Origin of the sequence: Streptomyces aurantiacus (genome assembly GCF_001418335.1) — a bacterium.
In the GTDB taxonomy this organism is placed as follows: Bacteria; Actinomycetota; Actinomycetes; order Streptomycetales; family Streptomycetaceae; genus Streptomyces; species Streptomyces aurantiacus.
In genome coordinates, this window is record NZ_LIPP01000026.1 from 18,809 (window position 1) to 40,854 (window position 22,046).

Annotated in this window: 19 protein-coding genes; 12 read left to right on the forward strand and 7 right to left on the reverse strand. The window is 71.3% G+C overall.

Going from position 1 to position 22,046, the window contains the following annotated elements; genetic code table 11:
* The first annotated feature begins 36 nt into the window (after window positions 1–36).
* The 4 genes from AOK01_RS03500 (at window position 37) to AOK01_RS03515 (ending at window position 5,604) form a co-directional block, all read left to right on the forward strand.
* Entirely contained in the window at window positions 37–1,290 is a 1,254-nt protein-coding gene (locus AOK01_RS03500) for an MFS transporter (RefSeq protein WP_055508316.1), read from the forward strand.
* Between the two features lie 134 nt (window positions 1,291–1,424).
* The gene (locus tag AOK01_RS03505; protein ID WP_055508241.1) at window positions 1,425–2,771 is read left to right on the forward strand and encodes an ABC transporter ATP-binding protein; all 1,347 of its coding nucleotides are present in this window, start codon (window positions 1,425–1,427) and stop codon (window positions 2,769–2,771) included.
* A gap of 306 nt (window positions 2,772–3,077) precedes the next feature.
* Entirely contained in the window at window positions 3,078–4,466 is a 1,389-nt protein-coding gene (locus tag AOK01_RS03510) for an aldehyde dehydrogenase family protein (protein WP_055508243.1), read from the forward strand.
* Between the two features lie 55 nt (window positions 4,467–4,521).
* The gene (locus AOK01_RS03515) at window positions 4,522–5,604 is read left to right on the forward strand and encodes a Zn-dependent alcohol dehydrogenase (protein WP_055508245.1); all 1,083 of its coding nucleotides are present in this window, start codon (window positions 4,522–4,524) and stop codon (window positions 5,602–5,604) included.
* A 64-nt stretch (window positions 5,605–5,668) separates the two neighbouring features.
* On the opposite strand, the gene AOK01_RS03520 is transcribed toward AOK01_RS03515, so the two are convergent.
* The 3 genes from AOK01_RS03520 to AOK01_RS03530 form a co-directional block, all read right to left on the reverse strand.
* Window positions 5,669–6,712, reverse strand: a complete 1,044-nt coding sequence (locus AOK01_RS03520) for a DMT family transporter (RefSeq protein ID WP_055508248.1) — start codon at window positions 6,710–6,712, stop codon at window positions 5,669–5,671.
* 77 nt (window positions 6,713–6,789) lie between these two features.
* Entirely contained in the window at window positions 6,790–7,500 is a 711-nt protein-coding gene (locus tag AOK01_RS03525) for an ArsR/SmtB family transcription factor (RefSeq protein WP_055508250.1), read from the reverse strand.
* A 128-nt stretch (window positions 7,501–7,628) separates the two neighbouring features.
* Entirely contained in the window at window positions 7,629–8,264 is a 636-nt protein-coding gene (locus tag AOK01_RS03530) for a TetR/AcrR family transcriptional regulator (RefSeq protein ID WP_055508251.1), read from the reverse strand.
* A 73-nt stretch (window positions 8,265–8,337) separates the two neighbouring features.
* On the opposite strand from AOK01_RS03530, the gene AOK01_RS03535 reads away from it, so the two are divergent.
* The 3 genes from AOK01_RS03535 to AOK01_RS03545 all read left to right on the forward strand — a co-directional run bounded on the left by AOK01_RS03535 (window position 8,338) and on the right by AOK01_RS03545 (window position 10,589).
* Window positions 8,338–9,489, forward strand: coding sequence for an acyl-CoA dehydrogenase family protein (locus AOK01_RS03535; RefSeq protein ID WP_055508253.1), 1,152 nt, complete (start codon window positions 8,338–8,340; stop codon window positions 9,487–9,489).
* Between the two features lie 119 nt (window positions 9,490–9,608).
* Window positions 9,609–9,902 carry a YiaA/YiaB family inner membrane protein gene (locus tag AOK01_RS03540; RefSeq protein WP_055508255.1) on the forward strand — a complete coding sequence of 98 codons (294 nt, stop codon included), beginning with the start codon at window positions 9,609–9,611 and terminating at the stop codon, window positions 9,900–9,902.
* Window positions 9,903–9,962: 60 nt separating this feature from the next.
* Window positions 9,963–10,589, forward strand: a complete 627-nt coding sequence (locus AOK01_RS03545; protein ID WP_055508257.1) for a TetR/AcrR family transcriptional regulator — start codon at window positions 9,963–9,965, stop codon at window positions 10,587–10,589.
* A 100-nt stretch (window positions 10,590–10,689) separates the two neighbouring features.
* Here the strand turns inward: AOK01_RS03545 and AOK01_RS03550 are convergent, their stop codons facing one another.
* Window positions 10,690–11,151: a MaoC family dehydratase gene (locus tag AOK01_RS03550; protein ID WP_055508259.1), complete on the reverse strand. Its 462-nt coding sequence runs from the start codon at window positions 11,149–11,151 to the stop codon at window positions 10,690–10,692.
* A 131-nt stretch (window positions 11,152–11,282) separates the two neighbouring features.
* Between AOK01_RS03550 and soxR the strand changes: the two genes are divergently transcribed.
* A complete protein-coding gene (soxR, locus tag AOK01_RS03555; RefSeq protein ID WP_055508260.1) occupies window positions 11,283–11,846 on the forward strand; it encodes a redox-sensitive transcriptional activator SoxR in 564 nt (187 codons plus the stop codon).
* Between the two features lie 310 nt (window positions 11,847–12,156).
* Window positions 12,157–12,675, forward strand: a complete 519-nt coding sequence (locus AOK01_RS03560) for a hypothetical protein (RefSeq protein ID WP_055508262.1) — start codon at window positions 12,157–12,159, stop codon at window positions 12,673–12,675.
* A 46-nt stretch (window positions 12,676–12,721) separates the two neighbouring features.
* Here the strand turns inward: AOK01_RS03560 and AOK01_RS03565 are convergent, their stop codons facing one another.
* Entirely contained in the window at window positions 12,722–13,330 is a 609-nt protein-coding gene (locus AOK01_RS03565; protein WP_055508265.1) for a hypothetical protein, read from the reverse strand.
* 363 nt (window positions 13,331–13,693) lie between these two features.
* On the opposite strand from AOK01_RS03565, the gene AOK01_RS03570 reads away from it, so the two are divergent.
* Window positions 13,694–16,483 (forward strand): penicillin acylase family protein, encoded by a 2,790-nt coding sequence (locus AOK01_RS03570; RefSeq protein ID WP_079103143.1) that lies wholly within the window; start codon window positions 13,694–13,696, stop codon window positions 16,481–16,483.
* Window positions 16,484–16,538: 55 nt separating this feature from the next.
* Here AOK01_RS03570 and AOK01_RS03575 read toward each other — a convergent pair whose 3' ends face one another.
* Window positions 16,539–17,942, reverse strand: a complete 1,404-nt coding sequence (locus tag AOK01_RS03575; protein WP_055508268.1) for a hypothetical protein — start codon at window positions 17,940–17,942, stop codon at window positions 16,539–16,541.
* A gap of 165 nt (window positions 17,943–18,107) precedes the next feature.
* Window positions 18,108–19,367 (reverse strand): exo-beta-N-acetylmuramidase NamZ family protein, encoded by a 1,260-nt coding sequence (locus tag AOK01_RS03580; RefSeq protein ID WP_055508271.1) that lies wholly within the window; start codon window positions 19,365–19,367, stop codon window positions 18,108–18,110.
* A gap of 201 nt (window positions 19,368–19,568) precedes the next feature.
* On the opposite strand from AOK01_RS03580, the gene AOK01_RS03585 reads away from it, so the two are divergent.
* A complete protein-coding gene (locus AOK01_RS03585) occupies window positions 19,569–20,336 on the forward strand; it encodes an SDR family oxidoreductase (protein WP_055508272.1) in 768 nt (255 codons plus the stop codon).
* Window positions 20,333–22,030 (forward strand): class I adenylate-forming enzyme family protein, encoded by a 1,698-nt coding sequence (locus tag AOK01_RS03590; RefSeq protein WP_055508317.1) that lies wholly within the window; start codon window positions 20,333–20,335, stop codon window positions 22,028–22,030. The genes AOK01_RS03585 and AOK01_RS03590 overlap by 4 nt, the downstream gene beginning before the upstream one ends.
* The last annotated feature ends 16 nt before the right edge of the window (window positions 22,031–22,046 follow it).

Below are 22,046 nucleotides of genomic sequence, written 5' to 3' on the forward strand. Positions count from 1 at the left end.
CCGGGAGGCCGATTCCGTCCGATGGAGAACGTCACTGTGAGACCCGGTGGGAACCGCGGCTGGCTGCTCCGCCTGGTCATCGCCTTCAGCTGCGCGCAGGGGGCGGTGTCGATGGCACGGCCCGCCGTCTCCTACCGGGCCCTCGCGCTGGGCGCCGACGAGCGTGCCATCGGCGTGATCGCCGGCGTGTACGCGCTGCTGCCGCTCTTCGCCGCCGTACCGCTCGGACGCAGGACCGACCACGGCCGGTGCGCCCCGCTGCTCCCGGTGGGCGTCGTCCTCATAGCCGGGGGCTGCGCCCTCAGCGGTACGGCGGACTCCCTCACCGCGATGGCGGCCTGGAGCGGTGTGATGGGCCTCGGACACCTCTCCTTCGTGATCGGCGCCCAGTCGATCGTGGCCCGCCAGTCCGCACCCCACGAACAGGACCGCAACTTCGGCCACTTCACCATCGGCGCGTCCCTCGGCCAGCTCGTCGGACCGATCGCCGCGGGCGCCCTGATCGGTGGCCCCGACATGGCGGGCACCAGCGCCCTGGCCCTGCTGGTCGCGGGCGGGGTCGCGGCGGTCTCGTTCGTCTCCCTGTGGCGCATCGAGCACCGTACGCCGCCCACGTCCCGTACCGGACAGGGCGAACGCGTGCCCGTGCACCGCATCCTGCGCACCCGGGGCGTGCCCGCGGGCATCTTCATCAGCCTCGCCGTGCTCTCCGCGACGGACATCCTCACCGCGTACCTGCCGGTGGTCGGCGAACACCGCGGCATCGCGCCCTCGGTGATCGGGCTGCTGCTCAGCCTGCGCGCGGCGGCGACGATCGCCTGCCGGCTGGTGATGACACCGATGCTGCGGCTGCTGGGCCGGGCCGCGCTGCTCACCGCGACCTGCCTGCCGGCGGCCCTGCTGTGCGCGGCGATCGCCCTGCCCGTGCCGGTCTGGGCCCTCGCCGTGATGCTCGCCGCGCTGGGCTTCTGTCTGGGCGTCGGGCAGCCTCTGTCCATGACCACCGTGGTCCAGGCCGCTCCGGACGACGCCCGCTCCACCGCCCTCGCCCTGCGGCTGACCGGCAACCGGCTCGGCCAGGTCGCCGCGCCCGCCGCCGCGGGCCTGATCGCCGGGGTCGCGGGCGTGGCCGCGCCGTTCGTGATGCTCGGAGCGCTCCTGCTGATCGCCTCCGGGCTGGGACTCCGGCAGGGCCGGACCGCCGCCGGGACCGCGGCGGCCGGAAGCCCGGCCAGGACCGGTACCGCGCCTGAACTCGAAGAACGCCGAACGGGACACGGCCGCCCGTGAGTTGGGGTGTCCAAAGGCTTCCCCGGGCATGCGCGGTCCGTTAGCTTCCGTGACTCACGGGTCTCGTACAAACCCGCACGAGACGTCCGACCACGGAGCATCAGTGCCCCGTGAGCCCCCGGGGGTCACGTCTCATGCCACGCGCCGTCTCTCTGCACCAAGTGAGCAAGTCCTATACGCAAGGCGTCCGGGTGGTGGAGCGGCTGTCGCTCGACATCGCGCCCGGCGAGTTCCTCGTGCTGCTCGGGCCGTCCGGCTGCGGCAAGTCGACGGTGCTGAGGATGATCGCCGGGCTTGAGGAGCCCACCGAGGGAGAGGTACGGCTCGACGGAACGTACGCCAACCATGTCCATCCCTCCGAGCGTGACATGGCGATGGTCTTCCAGAACTACGCGCTTTACCCGACCATGAGCAGCCGCGCGAACATCGGCTTCCCTCTGCGGATCGAGGCACCCGGCCGGGACCCGGGGCCGCGCGTGGAGGCCACGGCCCGGATGCTCGGCATCGAGGACCTCCTCGACCGCTTCCCGCACCAGCTCTCCGGCGGGGAACGCCAGCGCGTGGCGATGGGCCGGGCGATCGCCCGGCACCCCTCCGCGTTCCTGATGGACGAGCCGCTCGCCAACCTCGACGCCAAGCTCCGCAACCACCTGCGGGCCGAGATAGCGCGCCTGACCCGGGACTTGGACGTGACGACCGTGTACGTCACCCACGACCAGGCGGAGGCGATGTCACTGGGCGACCGGGTCGCCGTCCTGCGCGGGGGTGTCCTCCAGCAGGTCGGTACTCCGCGCGTGGTCTACGCACTGCCGGAGAACGTTTTCGTCGCGGCGTTCATCGGCACCCCCAGGATCAACCTGCTCCGGGGCGTCGTGCTCGCCCCGCTGGACGGCGCCATGTCGATCGGTCTCGGCCGCCAGGCACTCGTCCTGCCCGAGCCCCTGTCCCCGGACCACCGGTTGCTCCGGGTGCAGCAGGGCCGCGAGGTCATCGTCGGGCTGCGCTCGGAGGCCGTACGCCTCGCGCGGCCCGCGCAGGCCCGGCCCGGCGAGGTGGCGATCAGCGGGCTCGTCGAGCACGTGGAGTTCCAGGGGCACGAGGTCCTCGTCCACCTCAACACCGGCTCGCGCCCCGCGCTCGTGCCGGACCTGGAGGCGCCGCGTCCCGTGTCTCGGCCGACCAGGCGTCGCCGCCGGGAGGGCAGGGTCCTCGACCGGCTGCGGGACCGGGCGGGCACCCTGCGCGCCGGGCCGGTCGTGGTCCTGGAGCACCCCGGCGACGCGGGGTCGGAGCGCACGGAACCGGCGCCGGCGGAGGGCCGGCTGCCGGGGGACCTCATCGTCCGCACGACACCCGACCACGCGCTGCGCCATGGCATGCATGTCCCACTTCTCGTGGACCTCGCGCATCTGTTCGTCTTCGACCACGCCGGGGTACGGATCTGTCCGGCGCCGGCGCGGTCGCCTGACCTGGAGGACTGAGACCGGGTTCGCTTACGGGTGCGGGTGCGTCGTGGCTGGTCGCGCAGTTCCCCGCGCCCCTAAAAGACTGCGCAGTTCCCCGCGCCCCTAAAGACAAAAGACTGCGCAGTTCCCCTGCGCCCCTGCTTTTCAGGGGCGCGGGGAACTGCGCGACCAGCCACACTCGGCCCGCAGTCGCCCACAGCCGCCCGCCGACCCGCCGTTCGGCTGAACCCCCGGCGGGATCGGCCTGGCGCGTAAAAACTAACAGCGCTAGTTTGGGTGGTGGGCGGGCCGACCGCGCCCCTCCCGGGAGGAACGCAACGCATGAAGGCACACGACGGCATGTACATCGACGGCGAGTGGCGCCCCGCCGCCGGTCCGGACACGATCGCCGTCGTGAATCCGGCCGACGAGCAGGTCATCGCGCACGTCCCGGCCGGCACGATCGAGGACGTCGACGCCGCCGTACGGGCCGCGCGCGCAGCCTTTCCGGCCTGGGCCGCCACCCCGCCCGCCGAGCGCGCCGCGCGGATCGGCGCCCTGCGGGACGTCCTCGTCGCCCGCAAGGACGAGATCGCCGAAACGGTCACCGCCGAGCTCGGCTCGCCGCTGAAGTTCTCCCACGCGGTGCACGTCGGGGCGCCGATCGCGGTCGCCGGTTCCTACGCCGACCTCGCCGCCTCGTACGCCTTCGAGGAGAAGGTCGGGAACTCGACCGTCCATCTGGAACCGGTCGGCGTCGTCGGAGCGATCACGCCCTGGAACTACCCGCTGCACCAGATCGTCGCCAAGGTCGCCCCGGCCCTCGCGGCCGGCTGCACGGTGGTGCTGAAGCCCGCCGAGGACACCCCGCTCGTCGCGCAGCTCTTCGCGGAGGCCGTCCACGAGGCCGGAGTGCCGGCCGGCGTCTTCAACCTCGTCACCGGCCTCGGCCCGGTCGCGGGACAGGCGCTCGCCGGCCATGAGGGCGTGGACCTGGTCTCCTTCACGGGCTCGACGGCCGTCGGCAGGCAGATCGGCGCGACGGCGGGCGCGGCCGTCAAGCGCGTCGCCCTGGAACTGGGTGGCAAGTCCGCCAACGTCATTCTGCCGAGTGCCGACCTGGCCAAGGCCGTGAACGTCGGCGTGGCCAACGTGATGTCCAACTCCGGCCAGACGTGCAGCGCCTGGACCCGCATGCTGGTGCACGACTCCCAGTACGACGAGGCGGTCGCCCTGGCCGCCGAAGCCGCCGCGAAGTACGGCGAGCGCATCGGCCCCGTCGTCAACGCCAAGCAGCAGGAACGGGTGCGGGGCTACATCGAGAAGGGCGTCACCGAGGGCGCGCGACTGGTCGCGGGCGGGCCCGAAGCCCCGCGGGAGCAGGGGTACTTCGTCAGCCCGACCGTCTTCGCGGACGTCCGCCCCGAGATGACGATCGCCCAGGAGGAGATCTTCGGCCCGGTCCTGTCGATCATGCGGTACGAGGACGAGGCCGACGCGCTGCGGATCGCGAACGGCACGGTGTACGGGCTCGCGGGCGCCGTCTGGGCCGGGGACGAGACGGAGGCCGTGGCCTTCGCACGGCGCCTGGACACCGGGCAGGTCGACATCAACGGCGGACGCTTCAACCCCCGGGCACCCTTCGGCGGTTACAAGCAGTCGGGCGTCGGGCGCGAACTGGGCTCGCACGGACTGTCCGAGTACCTCCAGACCAAGTCCCTCCAGTTCTAGAGTCCCCAGCCAGTTCCAGAGCCCCGAGTCCCGAGTCCCAGGAGCGTTGTACGTCATGACCCGCGCCGCTGTGCTGCCCGCCGTCGGGGCTCCGCTGGAGCTCACCGAGATCGACCTGCCGGAGCCCGGCCCCGGGCAGGTGCGGGTCCGCCTCGCCGCCGCCGGGGTCTGCCACTCCGACCTGTCCCTCACCAACGGCACCATGCGGGTGCCGGTGCCCGCCGTACTCGGCCACGAGGGAGCGGGGACCGTCGTCTCCGTCGGACCCGGCGTCGAGCACGTCGCGCCCGGCGACCCGGTCGTACTCAACTGGGCTCCGTCCTGCGGAAGTTGTCACGCCTGCTCGCTGGGAGAGGTGTGGCTGTGCGCCAACGCGCTGGCGGGAGCCGCGAACGTCTACGCACACCGCTCCTCCGACGGGACGGACCTCCACCCCGGGCTGAACGTCGCCGCGTTCGCCGAGGAGACGGTGGTGGCGTCCGCGTGCGTGCTGCCGGCGCCGGCCGGGATTCCCCTGGCGGACGCGGCCCTGCTCGGCTGCGCCGCACTGACCGGCTACGGAGCCGTGCACTACTCGGCCCAGGTACGGCAGGGCGAGACCGTGGCCGTCTTCGGCGTCGGCGGGGTGGGACTCGCGGCTCTCCAGGCCGCGCGGATCGCCGGTGCCTCGACGATCGTGGCGGTCGACGTGTCACCGGCGAAGGAGGCCCTGGCACGCCAGGCCGGAGCCACCGAGTACGTGGTCGCCTCGGACAACACGGCTCGCGAGATCCGGGGGCTCACCGGCAAGCAGGGAGTGGACGTGGCCGTGGAGTGCGCGGGCCGCGCCGTCACGATCCGTACCGCCTGGGAGTCCACCCGCCGGGGCGGCCGGACGACGGTCGTCGGCATCGGCGGCAAGGACCAGCAGGTCACCTTCAACGCGCTGGAGATCTTCCACTGGGGCCGCACGCTCTCCGGCTGCGTCTACGGAAACTCCGACCCCGCCCGCGACGTGCCGATCCTCGGCGAACACGTCCGGGCGGGACGGCTGGACCTGAGCGCCCTCGTCACGGAACGGATCACCCTGGACGGCATCCCGTCGGCGTTCGACAACATGCTGGCAGGCAAGGGCGGACGGGCACTGGTGATGTTCTAGTCCCGGTCCCGGTCCTGGAACCGGAGCCGGAGCCGAAGCCGAAGACCAAGGCCGGCTCCTCCGGTCAGGAGTTCTCGGACTGCGGCTCCGGGCATGGTTGCAGACGTGGTGGTTCCGGAGTCGCACCGACAGCCGTGGCGGGAACAGCCGCCGTCGCTGTCCCAGCCGTGTCTGCCGTGTCTGCGGTGTCTGCCGTGCCGACCGTCACGGTGTTCGCCCCGGCCCGGGGACCGGAGCGCGACACCGCCACCCCCGCGAGACACACAAGGCCGCCGACGAGCGTGATCCAGCCCGGCACCTCGTCGAGCGCCACCCAGGACATCAGCACCACCAGCGCGGGCACCGCGTACGTCGTGGCGCCCATCCGCCCTGCCGTCGTACGAGCCAGCGCGAACGCCCAGGTGGTGAACGCCAGGGCGGTCGGGAAGACGCCCAGATACAGCATGTTGAGGGTTGCGGACAGCGGGGCGTCCCGGGCGTCGGAGACCAGTTGCCCGGCGAACGGCAGGCAGGCCACCGCGCCGATCACACACCCGTACGTCGTCACCTGGAGGGCGGAGCCGTGCCGCAGGGCCGGCTTCTGGGCGACCACACCGCCCGCGTACGCGAACGCGGCGAGCAGACAGAGCAGTACGCCGAGCACGGAGGCGCTGCCCTCGCCCGACATGGACAGCCCGACGACCGCGGCGCCGAGGAAGGAGACGGCCATCCCGGCGAGCAGCCGTGACGGCAGGCCCTCCTTGAGCAGCCACCCCGCGAGCAGGGCCATGATCAGCGGTCCGATGTTCACCACGAGTGCGGCGGTGCCCGCGTCGACCTTCTGTTCCCCCCAGTTGAGCACCACCATGTACAGCCCGAACCAGAGCAGTCCGGATATCACGATCCCCGGCCAGGCGGCACGCCCGGGCAGCCCCTCCCGGCGTATCAGACAGATCACTCCGAGGACCAGCGCCCCGGCGAGCAGTCGGCCCAGGGCCAGCGCGCCGGGTGCGTAGGCCTGGCCCGCGCTGCGGATGGACACGAACGCGGAGGCCCACAGCAGCACGGTGACTGTCGCCGCCCCGGCAGCGAGCAGTTCCGTGCGGCGAGGGGATGGGGAAGAGTTCATCACGTTCCAGAGGGTAGGAGGGGTGGCGGCAAAGGGCTCGCGGTTTTCGGACCGGACGCCCTCCGTGCGGGCGCGGGTCAGCGCAGGGTGTCCGGCTGGATTCCCAGCAGTTCCGCGAGCGCCCGCTCACCCCGGCCGGTGACCTTCACGGCCCGTTCCGAGCCGATGCGTACGCACCAGCCCGCGTCCAGGGCGTGCCGGCACAGTGCCGCGCCCGCGACGCCCGCGAGATGGGACCGCCGTTCCGTCCAGTCCAGGCAGGCCCGGGCGAGCGGGCGCCGGCCGGTGCGTACGAGCGGGACGCCCAGGCCCTCGAACCAGCTCACGCCCTCGTCCGTGAGCGCGAACCCGGTGTCCTGCCTGAGCAGCCCGAGCCCGGTGAGCGCGTCGGTGACCGCGATGCCGAGGCGGCCGGCCAGATGGTCGTAGCAGGTACGGCCGCGAGCCATCGCGCTGCCGGCGCCCGCCGCGCGCAGGGTGCGCGGCCGTGCGGCGGCCGACGGCGTGACCTGGGCGGCGAGGTCCTCGACGAGCTGGGCGACCCGGGCGTCGGCCAGCCGTACGTACCGATGCCGGCCCTGCCGTTCCTCGGCGAGCAGCCCACCCGCGACGAGCTTGCCCAGGTGTTCGCTGGCCGTCGACGCGGCGACCCCGGCGTGCCGCGCCAGTTCCCCGGCGGTCCACGCCCGCCCGTCGAGCAGTGCCAGCAGAAACCCGGCCCGCGTCTCGTCGGCGACCAGCGAGGCGAGGGCGGCGAGCCCGGCGGCCCCGGTACGTGAGGAGGTCATGCACCCAGCATGCGCGACGCACACTTCGGCGGGCGCCGAACTGTGCGTCGCCCCGCACGGGGGCGCCCCGATAGGGGCGCGGGGAACTGCGCGCCCAGCCCCCACCGGCCGGCACCCGTCGAACAGCGCTACTGGTGGAGAGCCGCGTACTGCTGGGCCAACCCGTCCAGCAACGCGGTGAGCCCCGTCTCGAAGGCCCGGTCGTCGATCTTCTCCTGCTGCTCGGCGAGAAGGTGGGCCTGCCCGAGGTGCGGATAGTCGGCGGGATCGTACGCCGTCTCGTCGTCCACGAAGCCCCCGGCGAACGAACCCAGCGCGGAGCCCGTCACGAAGTACCGCATCAGCGCGCCGATGGACGTGGCCTGCGCCGCTGGCCACCCGGCGTCGACCATCGCGCCGAATACGGCGTCCGCGAGCCGCAGTCCGGCCGGGCGGCGGCCGGGGCCGCGGGCGAGGACCGGGACGATGTTGGGGTGGTCGCGCAGTGCCGCCCGGTAGGAGACGGCCCAGTCGTGCAGCGCGGTGCGCCAGTCCCGGCCGTCCTTGAACATCGACAGGTCGACCTGCGCGCTCACGGAGTCCGCGACGGCCTCCAGGATCTGGTCCTTCGTACGGAAGTGGTTGTAGAGGGAAGGACCGCTCACGCCCAGTTCCGCGGCCAGCCTGCGCGTCGAGAGCGCGGCGAGGCCCTCGGCGTCCACGAGTGTCCGTGCCGCCCCGACGATGCGGTCGGTGCTGAGGAGGGGCTTGCGCGGTCGGGCCATGGCGCACATAGTAGGGCTGCGGACGTTAAACTAGCAGTGCTAATTTAAGTATGTCAGGCAGGGATGGACCGTCATGAACCTGGAACTCAGCGCGGAGCAGACCGCCGTCCGGCGACTGGCGAGGGACTTCGTCGCGCGCGCGATCACCCCGAACGTGATCGCCTGGGACCGGGCGGAGGACGTCGACCGCTCGATCGTCAAGAAGCTCGGCGACGTCGGCTTCCTCGGCCTCACCGTCGACGAGGAGTTCGGCGGCTCCGGCGGCGACCACCTCGCGTACTGCCTCGTGACGGAGGAACTGGGCCGGGGCGACTCCTCGGTCCGGGGCATCGTCTCGGTCTCGCTCGGACTCGTCGCCAAGACCATCGCGTCCTGGGGGAGCGAGGAGCAGAAACGGCAGTGGCTGCCGGGGCTCACCTCCGGCGAGTACGTCGGCTGCTTCGGGCTCACCGAACCGGGCACCGGCTCCGACGCGGGCAACCTGTCGACCAGGGCGGTGCGCGACGGCGACGACTACCTGATCAGCGGCAGCAAGATGTTCATCACCAACGGCACCTGGGCGGACGTCGTGCTGCTCTTCGCCCGCTCGACCGACGCCCCCGGCCACAAGGGCGTCTCCGCCTTCCTCGTGCCGGCCGACACCCCCGGTCTGACCCGCCGCACCATCCACGGCAAGCTCGGACTGCGCGGCCAGGCCACTGCCGAACTGGCCCTGGCGGACGTCCGCGTGCCCGCCTCCGCGATGCTCGGCCCCGAGGGCAAGGGCTTCGCCGTCGCCATGTCCGCGCTGGCCAAGGGGCGGATGTCGGTGGCGGCGGGCTGTGTGGGGATCGCCCAGGCCGCGCTGGAGGCCGCCGTGACGTACGCGACCGAGCGCGAGCAGTTCGGCAAGAGCATCGCCCGCCACCAGCTCGTACAGGAACTGATCAGCGACATCGCGGTGGACGTGGACGCGGCACGGCTGCTCACCTGGCGCGTCGCCGATCTCGTCGACCGCGGCGAGCCGTTCGCCACCGAGTCCTCGAAGGCCAAGCTCTTCGCCTCCGAGGCCGCGGTGCGCGCCGCGAACAACGCGCTCCAGGTCTTCGGCGGCTACGGCTACATCGACGAGTACCCGGTCGGAAAGCTGCTGCGCGACGCCCGGGTGATGACGCTCTACGAGGGCACCAGCCAGATACAGAAGCTGGTCATCGGGCGTGCGCTGACCGGGGTTTCGGCCTTCTGAGCACATGGCCGAGCGTGAGCGCGGAACTGAGGGCACGTGTTCAGCTGGGCGCCCGGCTGAGTAGGTGGCTGAGTACCTGCGCGGATGTGGCGTCGGCCGCCCCCGCCGATCCTGGTCGCATGAGTGAGACACCGGTCAAGCAGCAGTCCACCGCCGCCTTCTACGGCCAGGCGGTCCTCTCGTTCGCCGTCGCCATCGTCGCCACCGCCATCGGCATCTTCAAGCTGGAGGCCGACACCTGGGTGCGCGCGTTCCTCGGGATCGCCGTGCTGTACCTCGTCACCTCGGCGTTCACCCTCGCCAAGGTGATCCGCGACCGGCAGGAGGCCGGGCAGATCGTCAGTCGCGTCGACCAGGCCCGCCTCGACAAGCTCCTCGCCGACCACGATCCCTTTACTGAGCGGGCACTCTAAGCGCCCGCTCAGTATCGGAGGTATGGTGTTCGTCCTGTCACCGGAAGGGGCGAACGAGCGATGAGTACGGTGGAGGAGACGGCCGACGGCGAGACGCAGCCGTGGGCCGAGGTCACCCCGGACGCGGCCCGGCGCCTGCTCGCCGCCGCCGTGGAGGCCTTCGCCGAGCGCGGGTACCACGCGACGACGACCCGGGACATCGCGGGCCGGGCGGGCATGAGCCCGGCCGCGCTCTACATCCACTTCAAGACGAAGGAAGAGCTGCTCCACCGGATCAGCCGCATCGGCCACGAGAAGGCCCTCGCCATCCTGCGGACGGCGTCCGCGCGCGAGGGCAGCCCGACCGAGCGGCTCGCCGACGCGGTGAGTTCCTTCGTCCGCTGGCACGCCGGCGCACGCACCACCGCGCGGGTCGTGCAGTACGAGCTCGACTCGCTCGGCGCGGACGCCCGCGCGGAGATCATCGGCCTGCGCCGCGAGGTCGACGCCGTAGTGCGCACCATCATCGAGGACGGCGTGGCCGCGGGGGACTTCGACGTCCCGGACGTACCGGGCACCACGCTCGCCGTGCTGTCCCTGTGCATCGACGTGGCCCGCTGGTTCAACGTGAACGGCCCGCGCACGCCGGAGATGGTCGGAGACCTGTACGCGGACCTGGTGCTCCGCATGGTCGGCGCGCGCAGGTGATCGGCCCCGACCGGCGCGCCCTGCAGAAGTAGGGGCGCGCCCCTCAGACGTAGTGGCGCGTCCTGCGGAAGCAAGCAATGGCGCGCCCTGCGGAAATAGTTCAGAAGTAGTAACGGGAAACGGACTCGGCCACACAGACCGGCTTGTCGCCACCCTCACGCTCCACGGTGAAGCCGACGGACACCTGCACACCGCCCGCCACCTCGTCGACCCCGGTGATCTTCGCCGTGGCGCGCAGCCGCGATCCGACGGGGACGGGCGCGGGGAAGCGCACCTTGTTCGTCCCGTAGTTGACCCCCATCTTGACGCCCTCGACCGCGATCAGCTGGGGCCCGAACAACGGCAGCAGGGACAGCGTCAGATACCCGTGGGCGATGGTCGTCCCGAAGGGGCCGGCCGCGGCCCTCGCGGGATCCACATGGATCCACTGACGGTCACCGGTCGCCTCGGCGAACAGATCGATCCGCTTCTGGTCGACCTCCAGCCAGTCGCTGTGCCCCAGTTGTTCTCCCACCGCCGCCTTCAGCTCGTCGGCGGACGTGAAGATCCTCGGCTCTGCCATGTCCCTGGCCTTTCCCGTCGCTGCGTCTCGGAATCTCGGAGCACCCATGTCTAAGCAACTGCTTAGCATGGTCGTCGGGAGGTCCCCTGTCAACGGACCGGAAGGGTGACGGGCTGAGTAGGGTTCGAGGGGTGCCCCAGATTCCCGAGAAGATCCATGAACTCACGGTCGGCCAGTTGTCGGCCCGTAGTGGAGCCGCCGTCTCGGCCCTGCACTTCTACGAGTCCAAGGGCCTGATCAGCAGCCGCCGCACCGCGGGCAACCAGCGCCGCTACCACCGCGACGCCCTGCGGCGGGTCGCCTTCGTACGGGCCGCTCAGCGCGTCGGCATCCCGCTGGCCACGATCCGTGACGCGCTCGCCGAGCTGCCCGAGGAACGTACGCCGACCCGGGAGGACTGGGCCCGGCTCTCGGCGGCCTGGCGTTCCGAACTCGACGAGCGCATCAAGCAGTTGGGCCGCCTGCGCGACCACCTCACGGACTGCATCGGCTGCGGCTGCCTCTCCCTGGAGACCTGTGTGCTGTCCAACCCCGACGACGCCTTCGGTGAACGGCAGAGCGGCTCCCGTCTGATGGTGGAGCGCGGTGGCCGGCGCGGACACCGGCCCCGGACGCAGGAGCAGCAGGAGCAGCAGGAGGGGCAGGAGGGGCAGGAGGGGCAGAAGCAGCAGCAGGCGCCCGGGAACTGCCGCTGAGTCCGGCCTCCACGTACGCCGGACACCCGGACACCCGGTACACCCGTGACCGGATTTCGACCAGCGCCGCCGAAACCGCTTTCGGGGACAGGGTGCCTTCTCCGCAGGGGACTTAGGATGCTCAGCGACGTCCGACGCCCCGGCCGGGACGGCTTCCGCTTCCGTCGCGGCGCCGGCCATCGCTTTCGGCGACACCGGCACGAGCGCCGCCCCGTCGCCGGACCCGCACCTCCCGTTCACACAGACCTGCCCCATGCCCCGATGGCGCTGGGGTGGCACTGCCAACCGGAGACCGGAAGGGGAAGAGGCGATGAGCCTGGCCATTTGCTCGCTGAAGTGGGAAGCCGCACACACGGGGGCGCAGCGGATCACGTACGACAGCGACGGGTACCACCTGGTGCGCTTCCCGTACGTCACGGGGGAAGAGCAGTACGACCGCTGGAGCATGCACGACCCGGCGAAGGGCGGCAGCGCCGCGTCGAAGTTCCCCGACGCCCGCTCGGGTCTCGTCTGGCCCAGTCACGACGGCTGGGGTGTCCTGTCCGCGCTGGTCTTCTGGGAGGCGGACGCCGACGACCTCGAATACCGGGTGCGTTTCGTCCGCGATCCGCTGAGTCTCACCACGGGCTACAACTCGACGGCCACCACGGACATCGCGCCCACCAGGGGCGGTCAGTACCGCTCGTACATGTGGCAGATGTTCGTCCACCCGGACACACCGGTCGGTCTGAAGGTCTCCGTGCGCGGCGCGGGGGACGTGAAGATCTCCACACCGCTGATGCTCGCCGAGCTCAAGCTCGCCATCCACACCGACGTCAAGGTTCCGTAGGCATGCGCCCGGGGGTGCGGCTGAGCCGGCGCACCCCCGGCATCTCCTAGCCCGCGACCGCGACCAACAGGCGTCCCCTCCTGCAGTCGGTCAGGGCTTCGGGGGTGAGAACCGGCCGTGGGACCACGATCCCGCAGGCCGTGCAGACCGGGCCCGAGGACGGTTCGTGGGCCAGGTCGTACTTCCAGACGAGGCGCTCGCCCGAGCAGACCGGGCAGACGGCGCCGGGCTCCCGCTCCAGGGCGGCGATCAGCCGGCGCAGCACCTCGGCCAGTGGCTCATGGGGGTGGACCCTCGGGTCGTCGCACCAGGCGACCCCGAAGCCGCCCCAGGTGAGCCGGTGCCAGTCGTCCACGCTGCCGGGGCTGCGCAGACCGTCGTGCTTCTCCTTCTTGCGGCGCTCGGCGAATCCGGCCTCGTAGGCGAGCCAGACGGAGCGGGCCTCCTCCAGTTCGTCCAGTGCGGCCACGAGCCGCGCCGGATCGGGGGACCGGTCCTCGGGGCCGAACCCGGCCCGGGAGCACAGATGGTCCCAGGTCGCCCGGTGACCGTAAGGAGCGAACCGCTCAAGGCACTTGCGCAGTGAATAGCGCCGCAGTGCCAGATCGCTCCTCGGGTCGCGCACCTGTCTCGCCAGACTCCGGAATCCCGCCATCGCCCTGCACCTCCGTCACACCTGCACCTGTACTTCGGTCACTTCGGCGTCGTCGTAGGGACGTCGTCGAATAGACGTATCGACACGCGATTCGGCTCCATCTGTTTTTCGGTGACCGCCGCAAGGTCGCCAATCACCCGCCAATCACCCGCCGATCAGCCGGTTATCGGCCACCCGCAAGGCGGTTGTCGGCCGTCTGTCGACCCTTTCCCGGCCGCCGGCGGTGGTGGCCGGCGGCCCCGGCGGGGCTCCTTGGCCCCTCCGGCGCCGAAAGTGACGCATGTTCATCTTCAAACACGGGGATACCGGCGGTAACGTCCAGTCCACCCCCGTCGTGACCACCCTCGTCGTGAGGAGTCAGCCATGCCCCGGCGTACCCCACGCACCATCCTCGACAGACTGAGAACTCCCCGCAGATTCCCCAAGTTCCTCATGGGCGCTTCTGTATGCGTTCTCATTGCCGGTCTTTTGTCGCCGCTTTCCCAGGCGGTCGCCGCCGACACCACGGTCGCGGCGGCGAACGATTACTGCGGCGGCCAGTGTTCGGACATTCTTCCAGCAGGTCAGAACGGTAACGCGACCCTCGCCGAGATCATTCTCAACCAGGCCTTCGGCACCCAGCCCGCCCATGCGGACGACCAACTGGCGCCCTATGGCAATCTGGCGTCCGGCCATTCCGCGCTCACCGACGCCAAAATTAACGATTTCTTCAGAGACGCCTCGTTCGGAGTCGCCGCCGACCAGGTCGAGTCCACTCTGAAGCCCGCCGGACGCACCGACGTGACGATCGTCCGCGACAAGAAGACCGGTGTGCCGCACATCACAGGCACCACCCGCTACGGAACCGAGTTCGGCGCCGGTTACGCGGCGGCCCAGGACCGGCTGTGGCTGATGGACGTCTTCCGCCACGTCGGCCGCGGCAAGCTGACCCCCTTCGCCGGCGGAGCCCCCTCCAACCAGGGCCTGGAACAGGAGTTCTGGCGCCACGCCCCGTACACCGAGGCGGATCTGCAGGCCCAGGTCGACAGTGCCGTCGCCAAGAACGGGGCCCGTGGCCAGCAGGCTCTCGCCGACATCCGGGCCTACCTCGCGGGCATCAACTCCTACATAGACGCCTCCGACAGCGGCCGCTACTTCCCCGGCGAGTACGTCCTGACCGGCCACAAGGACTCCATCACCAACGCCGGGACCATCGAGCACTTCAAGGAGACCGACCTGGTCGCCCTCGCCTCCGTCATCGGCGCGCTCTTCGGCTCCGGGGGCGGCGGGGAGGTCAACAACGCCGTCTCACTGCTCGCCGCCCAGTCCAAGTACGGCGTGGCCGAGGGCACGAAGGTCTGGGAGTCCTTCCGCGAGCGCAACGACCCCGAGGCCGCCCTCACCGTCCACAACGGCGAGAGCTTCCCGTACGCCACCAAGCCGGCCGACCCGCAGGGCGAGGCCCTGCCCACCGCCGGCACGGTCACCCAGGAGCCGCTGGTCTACGACCGCACCGGCAGCGCCGCGACCTCCACGGCCACCGGGACGTCCGCCTCGGCGACGGCGAGCGCCCTCGGCTCGGCGAAGCGCGGCATGTCCAACGCCCTCGTGGTCAGCGGCGAGCACACCGCGAGCGGCCACCCGGTCGCCGTCTTCGGACCGCAAACCGGCTATTTCGCGCCACAGCTGCTCATGCTCCAGGAGATCCAGGGCCCCGGCCTCAGCGCCCGCGGCGCCTCCTTCGCGGGCCTGAGCATGTACGTCGAACTCGGCCGCGGCCAGGACTACGCGTGGAGCGCCACCACCTCCGGCCAGGACATCATCGACACGTACGCGGTCGAGCTGTGCCAGGACGACACCCACTACCTCTACCGCGGCACCTGCACGGCCATGGAGAAGATCGAGCAGACCAACGCCTGGAAGCCCACCACCGCCGACGGAACCGCCGCGGGCTCCTACCGCATGCAGGTCTGGCGCACCGCGTACGGCCCGGTCACCCACCGGGCCACGGTCGACGGCAAGAAGGTCGCGTACACCAGCCTGCGCTCCTCCTTCATGCACGAGGCCGACTCGATCATCGGCTTCCAGATGCTCAACGACCCGGACTACGTGAAGAGTCCCCAGACCTTCCAGGCGGCGGTCCAGCACATCAACTTCACCTTCAACTGGTTCTACGCCGACTCGAAGCACACCGCGTACTACAACAGCGGTGACAACCCGGTGCGCGCCGACGGGGTCGACGCCGAGTTCCCGGTCTGGGCGCGGCCGGCGTACGAGTGGCGGAACTGGACGCCGACGACGAACACCGCCGACTACACCCCGGCGTCCGCCCACCCCAACTCCGTCGACCAGGACTACTACATCTCCTGGAACAACAAGCAGGCCAAGGACTACACCACGGCCTCCTGGGGCAACGGCTCCGTCCACCGCGGCGACCTCCTGGAGGACCGGGTGCAAAAGCTGGTGATCGCGGGCGGGGTGACAAGAGCGTCGCTCACCAAGGCGATGGCCGACGCGGCGCTGGCCGACCTGCGCGCCGAGGACGTACTGCCGAAGCTGCTGCAGGTCGTGCGCACCTCGCCGGTCACCGACCCGACGGCCGCGGCGGCGGTGACGAAGCTGTCCGACTGGGTGACGGCCGGCGCCAGGCGCAAGGAGACGTCGGCCGGTTCGAAGACGTACGCGAACGCCGACGCGATCCGGCTCCTGGACGCCTGGTGGCCGCTGCTGGTGAAGGCCGAGTTCGAACCCGGCCTCGGCAGCGACCTCTACACCGCCATGACCGCCAACCTGCCCGTGGACGAGGCGCCTTCGGCGGGACACGGGCCCACCGGATCGCACGCCGGCAGCTCCTTCCAGTACGGCTGGTGGAGCTACGTCCACAAGGACATCCGGGCGGTGCTCGGCGAGTCGGTGCAGGGCCCTCTCGCCCAGTCGTACTGCGGCGGCGGCAGCCTCAGCGCCTGCCGGGACATCCTGATCAGCACGCTCAAGCAGGCGGCAGGACGGACCGCGGCCCAGGTCTATCCCGGCGACGACCTCTGCTCGGCGGGCGACCAGTGGTGTGCCGACTCCATCAACCAGCGGACGCTGGGCGGCATCAAGCACGGCAAGATCAGCTGGCAGAACCGGCCGACCTACCAGCAGGTCGTGGAGTTCACCTCACACCGGTGACGTGATCGCGTACGTACACACGCGAACACGTACGTACGTACGGGCGGCGGGTCGGTCAGTGGATGCGGCCCGCCGCCAGTACCACCTGGGCCAGTTCCCGGTGGCAGATGTCGCTGTGGGCGCCCGCCGGAAGTCCGCCGTGGCGCACCACCGCGGACGCGTCGATGTTCACGCACCCCGAGGCGGGCAGCGTCGCCCTCGCCCGCAGCGCGTCGGCAAGCGTGAACGCCTTCGTGCCGGACACCGCCTGCACCCCGTCGTGACCCAACGCGCCCCACCGGGCGCCGAGAAGGCGGGGGAGGCCGAAACCGGCGGCCGTCCGGTCGTCGCCCGCCGTACGGGAGGCGAGCGGGTAGACCGTGCCGAGCGCCGAGTCGAAGCGGGAGAAGCAGCACACCAACGGGCCGTCGATACGCTCCTGGTGGCCGCGCAGCACACCACCGGACCGCGCCTCGTGCGGGAGCCGCGCCGCGAACGCGTAGTGCGAGAAGGCCGCTTGGAGCAGCGTCACGGACTTCACGGTCCGTACCCCCTTGGGCAGCCCGCGCAGCGCGAACGACACCAGACGCCCGCCGAAGCTGTGCCCCACGAGATGCACGCGCACCCCGGGCGCCGCCTGCGCGAGCCGCCCGACCGTCCGCCCGAGCCCGCGCTCGCCCACCGCGCCCGCGCGCCGCTTCATCGCGAAGTACGTCGCCTGGCGCAGCAGTTCGTGCGCCCCGTCCCAGGCCTGCGGGATGTCGGCCGCGGCGGCCCCGGCCCGGGGCCTCTCGTCGCCGGGCCCGGCTCCAGCAGCGGTCCCTGCCGCGTCCTCCGTCGTCGCTTCCGCTTCCGCCTTCGCCTCCGCCAGCGCTCGCGCGAACTCGCGGCACATCTCCGCCGTGTCCCCGACGAACATCTCCGGGTCGCTCGGGGACCCCTCCTCCGACTCCGACGAAGTGTCGGCGGCGAACGCGGCGCCCGGCGCCTCCGGCCGCAGCTCGACGAGCAGCCGTACCAGCCGCCCGTACTCCTCCAACGCGGCGTCGCCATCCGGCTGTCGGTCCAGCATCCGGGCGATCTGGTCGATCAGTGTGGCCCGGCCGGGAAAGGCCCGCAGCAGAGCGCTCCGCGTGCCCTTGTCCAGGGCGGAGCCCACCGACACCTCGGTCACCTCGGTGACGGCCCGCTCGAAGTCGGGGATCGGTTCGTCGCTGAACCGCATCGACGGCCAGATCACGCCGACGTACCCGAGCCGGGCGTTCGGCGCGAGTGCGGGGATCGGCTCGAAGAAGCGGCTGTAGAGCCGAGTCGCCGCCGAGCGGTCGTTGTTCCAGCCGTGCGCGAACACGATCAGGTCCTTGACGCCCCGCTCCACGACCTCCCGGAGCAGCCGGTCGCGCTGCTTGCCGTTCACATCTCCGTCCGCGTCGAACGTCAGCTCCCAGTAAGGAGTCACGCCCACTTCGGAATCCGCCATGACGAGCCCCCTTCGGCCTGCGCAACCCGTGCGCGGTGCGCACATCGTCCCGCCGACGGGGCGCGTCGGCCAGGGGCCACGTCCGATCCGACCAGCCCGAACTCATGTCCCAGCGAGTGGCGAGTGGCGAGTAGTGAGTGGCGGTGGCGGGTGGCGAGTGGTGTCTCAGCGGTAGAGGAGGTACTCCTTGCGCACCCGCCGGAACGCGGCCAGTTCGTCCCGCCAGCCCGCCACGACCTCGTCGGGCGTCGCGCCCGCGTCGATCATCGTGCGGACCAGCGTGGAGCCCGTCAGCTTGTCGATCCAGTTGTCCGGGCGCCAGGCGAAGCCGTCCCAGACCTGCTTGGCGGTCACCAGCAGCGCGATCCCGGTGCGTACGGGGTCGTACGCGGCGCGGTCGTGGACGTGGAGTTGCACACCGCCGACGGTCCTGCCCTGGAACTTCGAGAAGGTGGGCGCGAAGTACGCCTCCCGGAAACGCACCCCGGGCAGCCCGAGTTGCCCGGCCTCGGCGGCCCACCGGCGGTCGATGCCCTCGGCGCCGATCAGCTCGAACGGACGGGTCGTGCCGCGCCCCTCCGACAGGTTCGTCCCCTCGAAGAGACAGGTGCCCGCGTACACGAGGGCGGTGTCGGGCGTCGGCATGTTCGGGCTCGGCGGCACCCAGGGCAGTCCCGAGGCGTCGTAGAAGTCCGACCGCTGCCAGCCCGACATCAGCACGGTGTCCAGGGGCACCGGCGCCGTGAGGAACTCCGCGTTGAACAACCGCGCCAGCTCCGCGACCGTCATGCCGTGCGCCTGCGCGATCGGCTCCCGGCCCACGAAGGTCGCGAACTCCTTGTGCAGCACCGGGCCGTACGCGCCACGCCCGGTCACCGGGTTCGGCCGGTCGAGCACCACGAACCGCTTGCCGGCCAGCCGCGCCGCCTCCATGCAGTCGTACAGCGTCCAGATGTACGTGTAGAAGCGGGCGCCCGCGTCCTGGATGTCGAAGACGACCGTGTCCACGCCCGAGGCGGTGAAGGCGTCGGCCAGCGGTTGTCCGCTCTTCAGGTACGTGTCGTAGACCGGCAGCCCGGTCGCCGGGTCGTCGTAGCGGCCCTCGGAGCCGCCCGCCTGCGCGGTGCCGCGGAATCCGTGCTCCGGGCCGAAGACGGAGACCAGGTCCACGCGGTCGTCGGCGTGCATCACGTCGACGATGTGACGGGCGTCCCTGGTGATGCCCGTCGGGTTGGTGACGATCCCGACGCGTGCGCCTTCCAGGAGGGCGTAGTGGTCCGCGGCGAGCCGGTCGAAGCCGGTCCGGAAACGGCGGGTCGCCGTTTCCGGGGTGGTGGCCCCCGCTGCCGTGGCGGGTGGGCCCGCCGACAGGGCCGCCGCGGTGGTCGTCGCGGCGAGGAGACTCCGTCTGGACAGGGGGCGCATGTGGGACCTCCGTGTTGGCGGAAGGTGGGCATGTGCACGGTATGGGCTTCCGCCGGTTGTTCGGAAGCTGCGGGTCGGATGTGGCTTGTCGCGCAGTTCCCCGCGCCCCTTCGGGGGCGCGCTTGACCTTCCCTCTTGACATACCGACCGGTTAGTCTGGCGTTGTAGGGAGCCGAGATCTCGTCGTGTCGAAGGAGACCGATGGTGGAAGCCATGCAGGATGCCGGAGTGGTCGTCACCGGGGCGGGGGGCGGGATCGGGGCCGCGCTGGCCCGCCGGTTCGCCGCCGCGGGGGCCCGGGTCGTGGTCAACGACCTCGACGGGGCGAAGGCCGGGGTCGTCGCCGACGAGATCGGCGGGATCGCGGTTCCCGGCGACGCCTCCACGATCGTGGCCGAGGCCCGGGACGCCCTCGGCGGCACCGTCGACGTCTACTGCGCCAACGCCGGCGTGGGCTCCGGCGGCTCGGAAGCGGCTCCGGAGCAGGTCTGGGAGCTCGCCTGGGACGTGAACGTGATGGCGCACGTCCGTGCGGCCAACCAGCTGATACCCGCCTGGCTGGAGCGCGGCAGCGGCCGGTTCGTCTCCACCGTCTCGGCGGCCGGGCTGCTCACCATGGTCGGCGCCGCCCCCTACAGCGTCACCAAGCACGGGGCGTACGCCTTCGCCGAATGGCTCTCCCTCACCTACCGCCACCGCGGTCTGAAGGTCCACGCGATCTGTCCGCAGGGCGTCCGCACGGACATGCTCGCGGGAACCGGCAGCGCCGGGGATCTCGTCCTGCTACCCACCGCCATCGAGCCCGAGGCCGTCGCCGACGCCCTCTTCGCCGGCATGGAGGAGGACCGCTTCCTGATCCTTCCGCACCCCGAGGTCGCCGAGTACTACCAGGCACGCGCCGCCACCCCCGAGCGGTGGCTGACGAGCATGAACCACATCCAGCAGAAGTGGGAGGCGGACGGCCGATGACACCCCCTGCGACCACGTCCCTGTACGCGGCCCGGCCGTGGGTCGCGCTCCTCGATGAGGCCCAGCGCGGGCCCGTCAGCCCCGACGACTCACCCGTGCACGCCCTGCGCCGGGCCGTCGCCGAGAGCCCCGACCGCACCTTCCTCGCCTACTTCGACGGACGCCTCAGCTACCGCGAGGTCGACGAGCTGAGCGACTCCGTCGCCGGACACCTCGCCGCCCGAGGCCTGGAGCGCGGCGACCGGGTCGCCGTCCTGCTGCAGAACTCCCCGCTCTTCGTGCTCGCCGTCCTCGGCGCCTGGAAGGCCGGCGCGACCGTCCTGCCCGTCAACCCCATGTACAAGTCGGGGGAGGTGACCCACGTCCTGCGGGACGGCGAGGTCGCCGCGTTGATCTGTTCCGACCGGGCCTGGGACTCGTATCTGCGTGACACGGCCGCCGACTCGTCCGTACGCATCGTGCTGACCGGCTGCGAACTGGACTTCCAGACGCGGGGCGACGCGCGCGTGCTGACGTTCGAGCGGCTGCCGCAGGCACCGGACGCCGACGACCTGGCGACCGTCGCGAAGGCCGGCCACAAGGCGCCCGGGGACGGGGACGGGGACGGAAGTCTCGGCTTCGGCCTCGGTCCTTCGGACATCGCGCTGATCAGCTATACCTCCGGCACCAGCGGCGCCCCCAAGGGAGCCACCAACACGCACGGCAACATCATGTACAACGCCGAGCGCCAGCGGACGGGCCTGGCCCTGCCCGAGGGGCCCGTGTACTTCGCGATGGCGCCGCTGTTCCACATCACCGGGATGGTCTGCCAGTTCATCGCGTGCCTCAACAGCGGCGGCACGCTCGTCCTCGCGTACCGCTTCGAGTCGGGCGTCGTCCTCGACGCGTTCGCCGAGCACCGGCCGCACTACACGGTCGGCCCGTCGACGGCCTTCATGGCGCTGGCCGCGCACCCGTCCGTCACGCCGGACCACTTCTCCTCCTTCGTGAACATCTCCTCCGGCGGCGCCCCGCTGCCGCCCGCGCTCGTCGAGAAGTTCCGGGCCGGCTTCGGGCCGTACATCCGCAACGGCTACGGGCTCACCGAGTGCACCGCGCCCTGCGCCTCCGTGCCGCCCGGCCGGGAAGCGCCGGTCGACCCGGTCTCCGGGACGCTCGCCGTCGGAGTGCCCGGCCCCGACACCGTCGTACGCATCGTCGACGACCACGGTCAGGAGATGCCGTTCGGCGAGCAGGGCGAGATCCTCGTACGGGGTCCGCAGGTCGTGCCCGGCTACTGGCGGCGCCCCGAGGCCACCGCGGAGACCTTCCCGGACGGCGAACTGCGCACCGGTGACATCGGGTTCATGGACGCGGACGGCTGGCTCTACGTGGTCGACCGCAAGAAGGACATGATCAACGCGTCCGGCTTCAAGGTGTGGCCGCGCGAGGTGGAGGACGTCCTCTACACCCACCCCGCCGTGCGCGAGGCGGCTGTCGTCGGGGTGCCCGACGGGTACCGCGGCGAGACCGTCAAGGCGTACATCAGCCTCCGGCCGGGCGCGGACGAGGACCCGGCTGCGTTCGCCGCGTACTGCAAGGAGAGACTGGCCGCCTACAAGTACCCGCGGCAGGTCGAGATCCTGCCCGACTTGCCGAAGACGGCCAGTGGGAAGATCCTCCGTCGGGAACTGCGTTCCCGGCCGCCCGCGTAGAGCACCACGTGCGCGT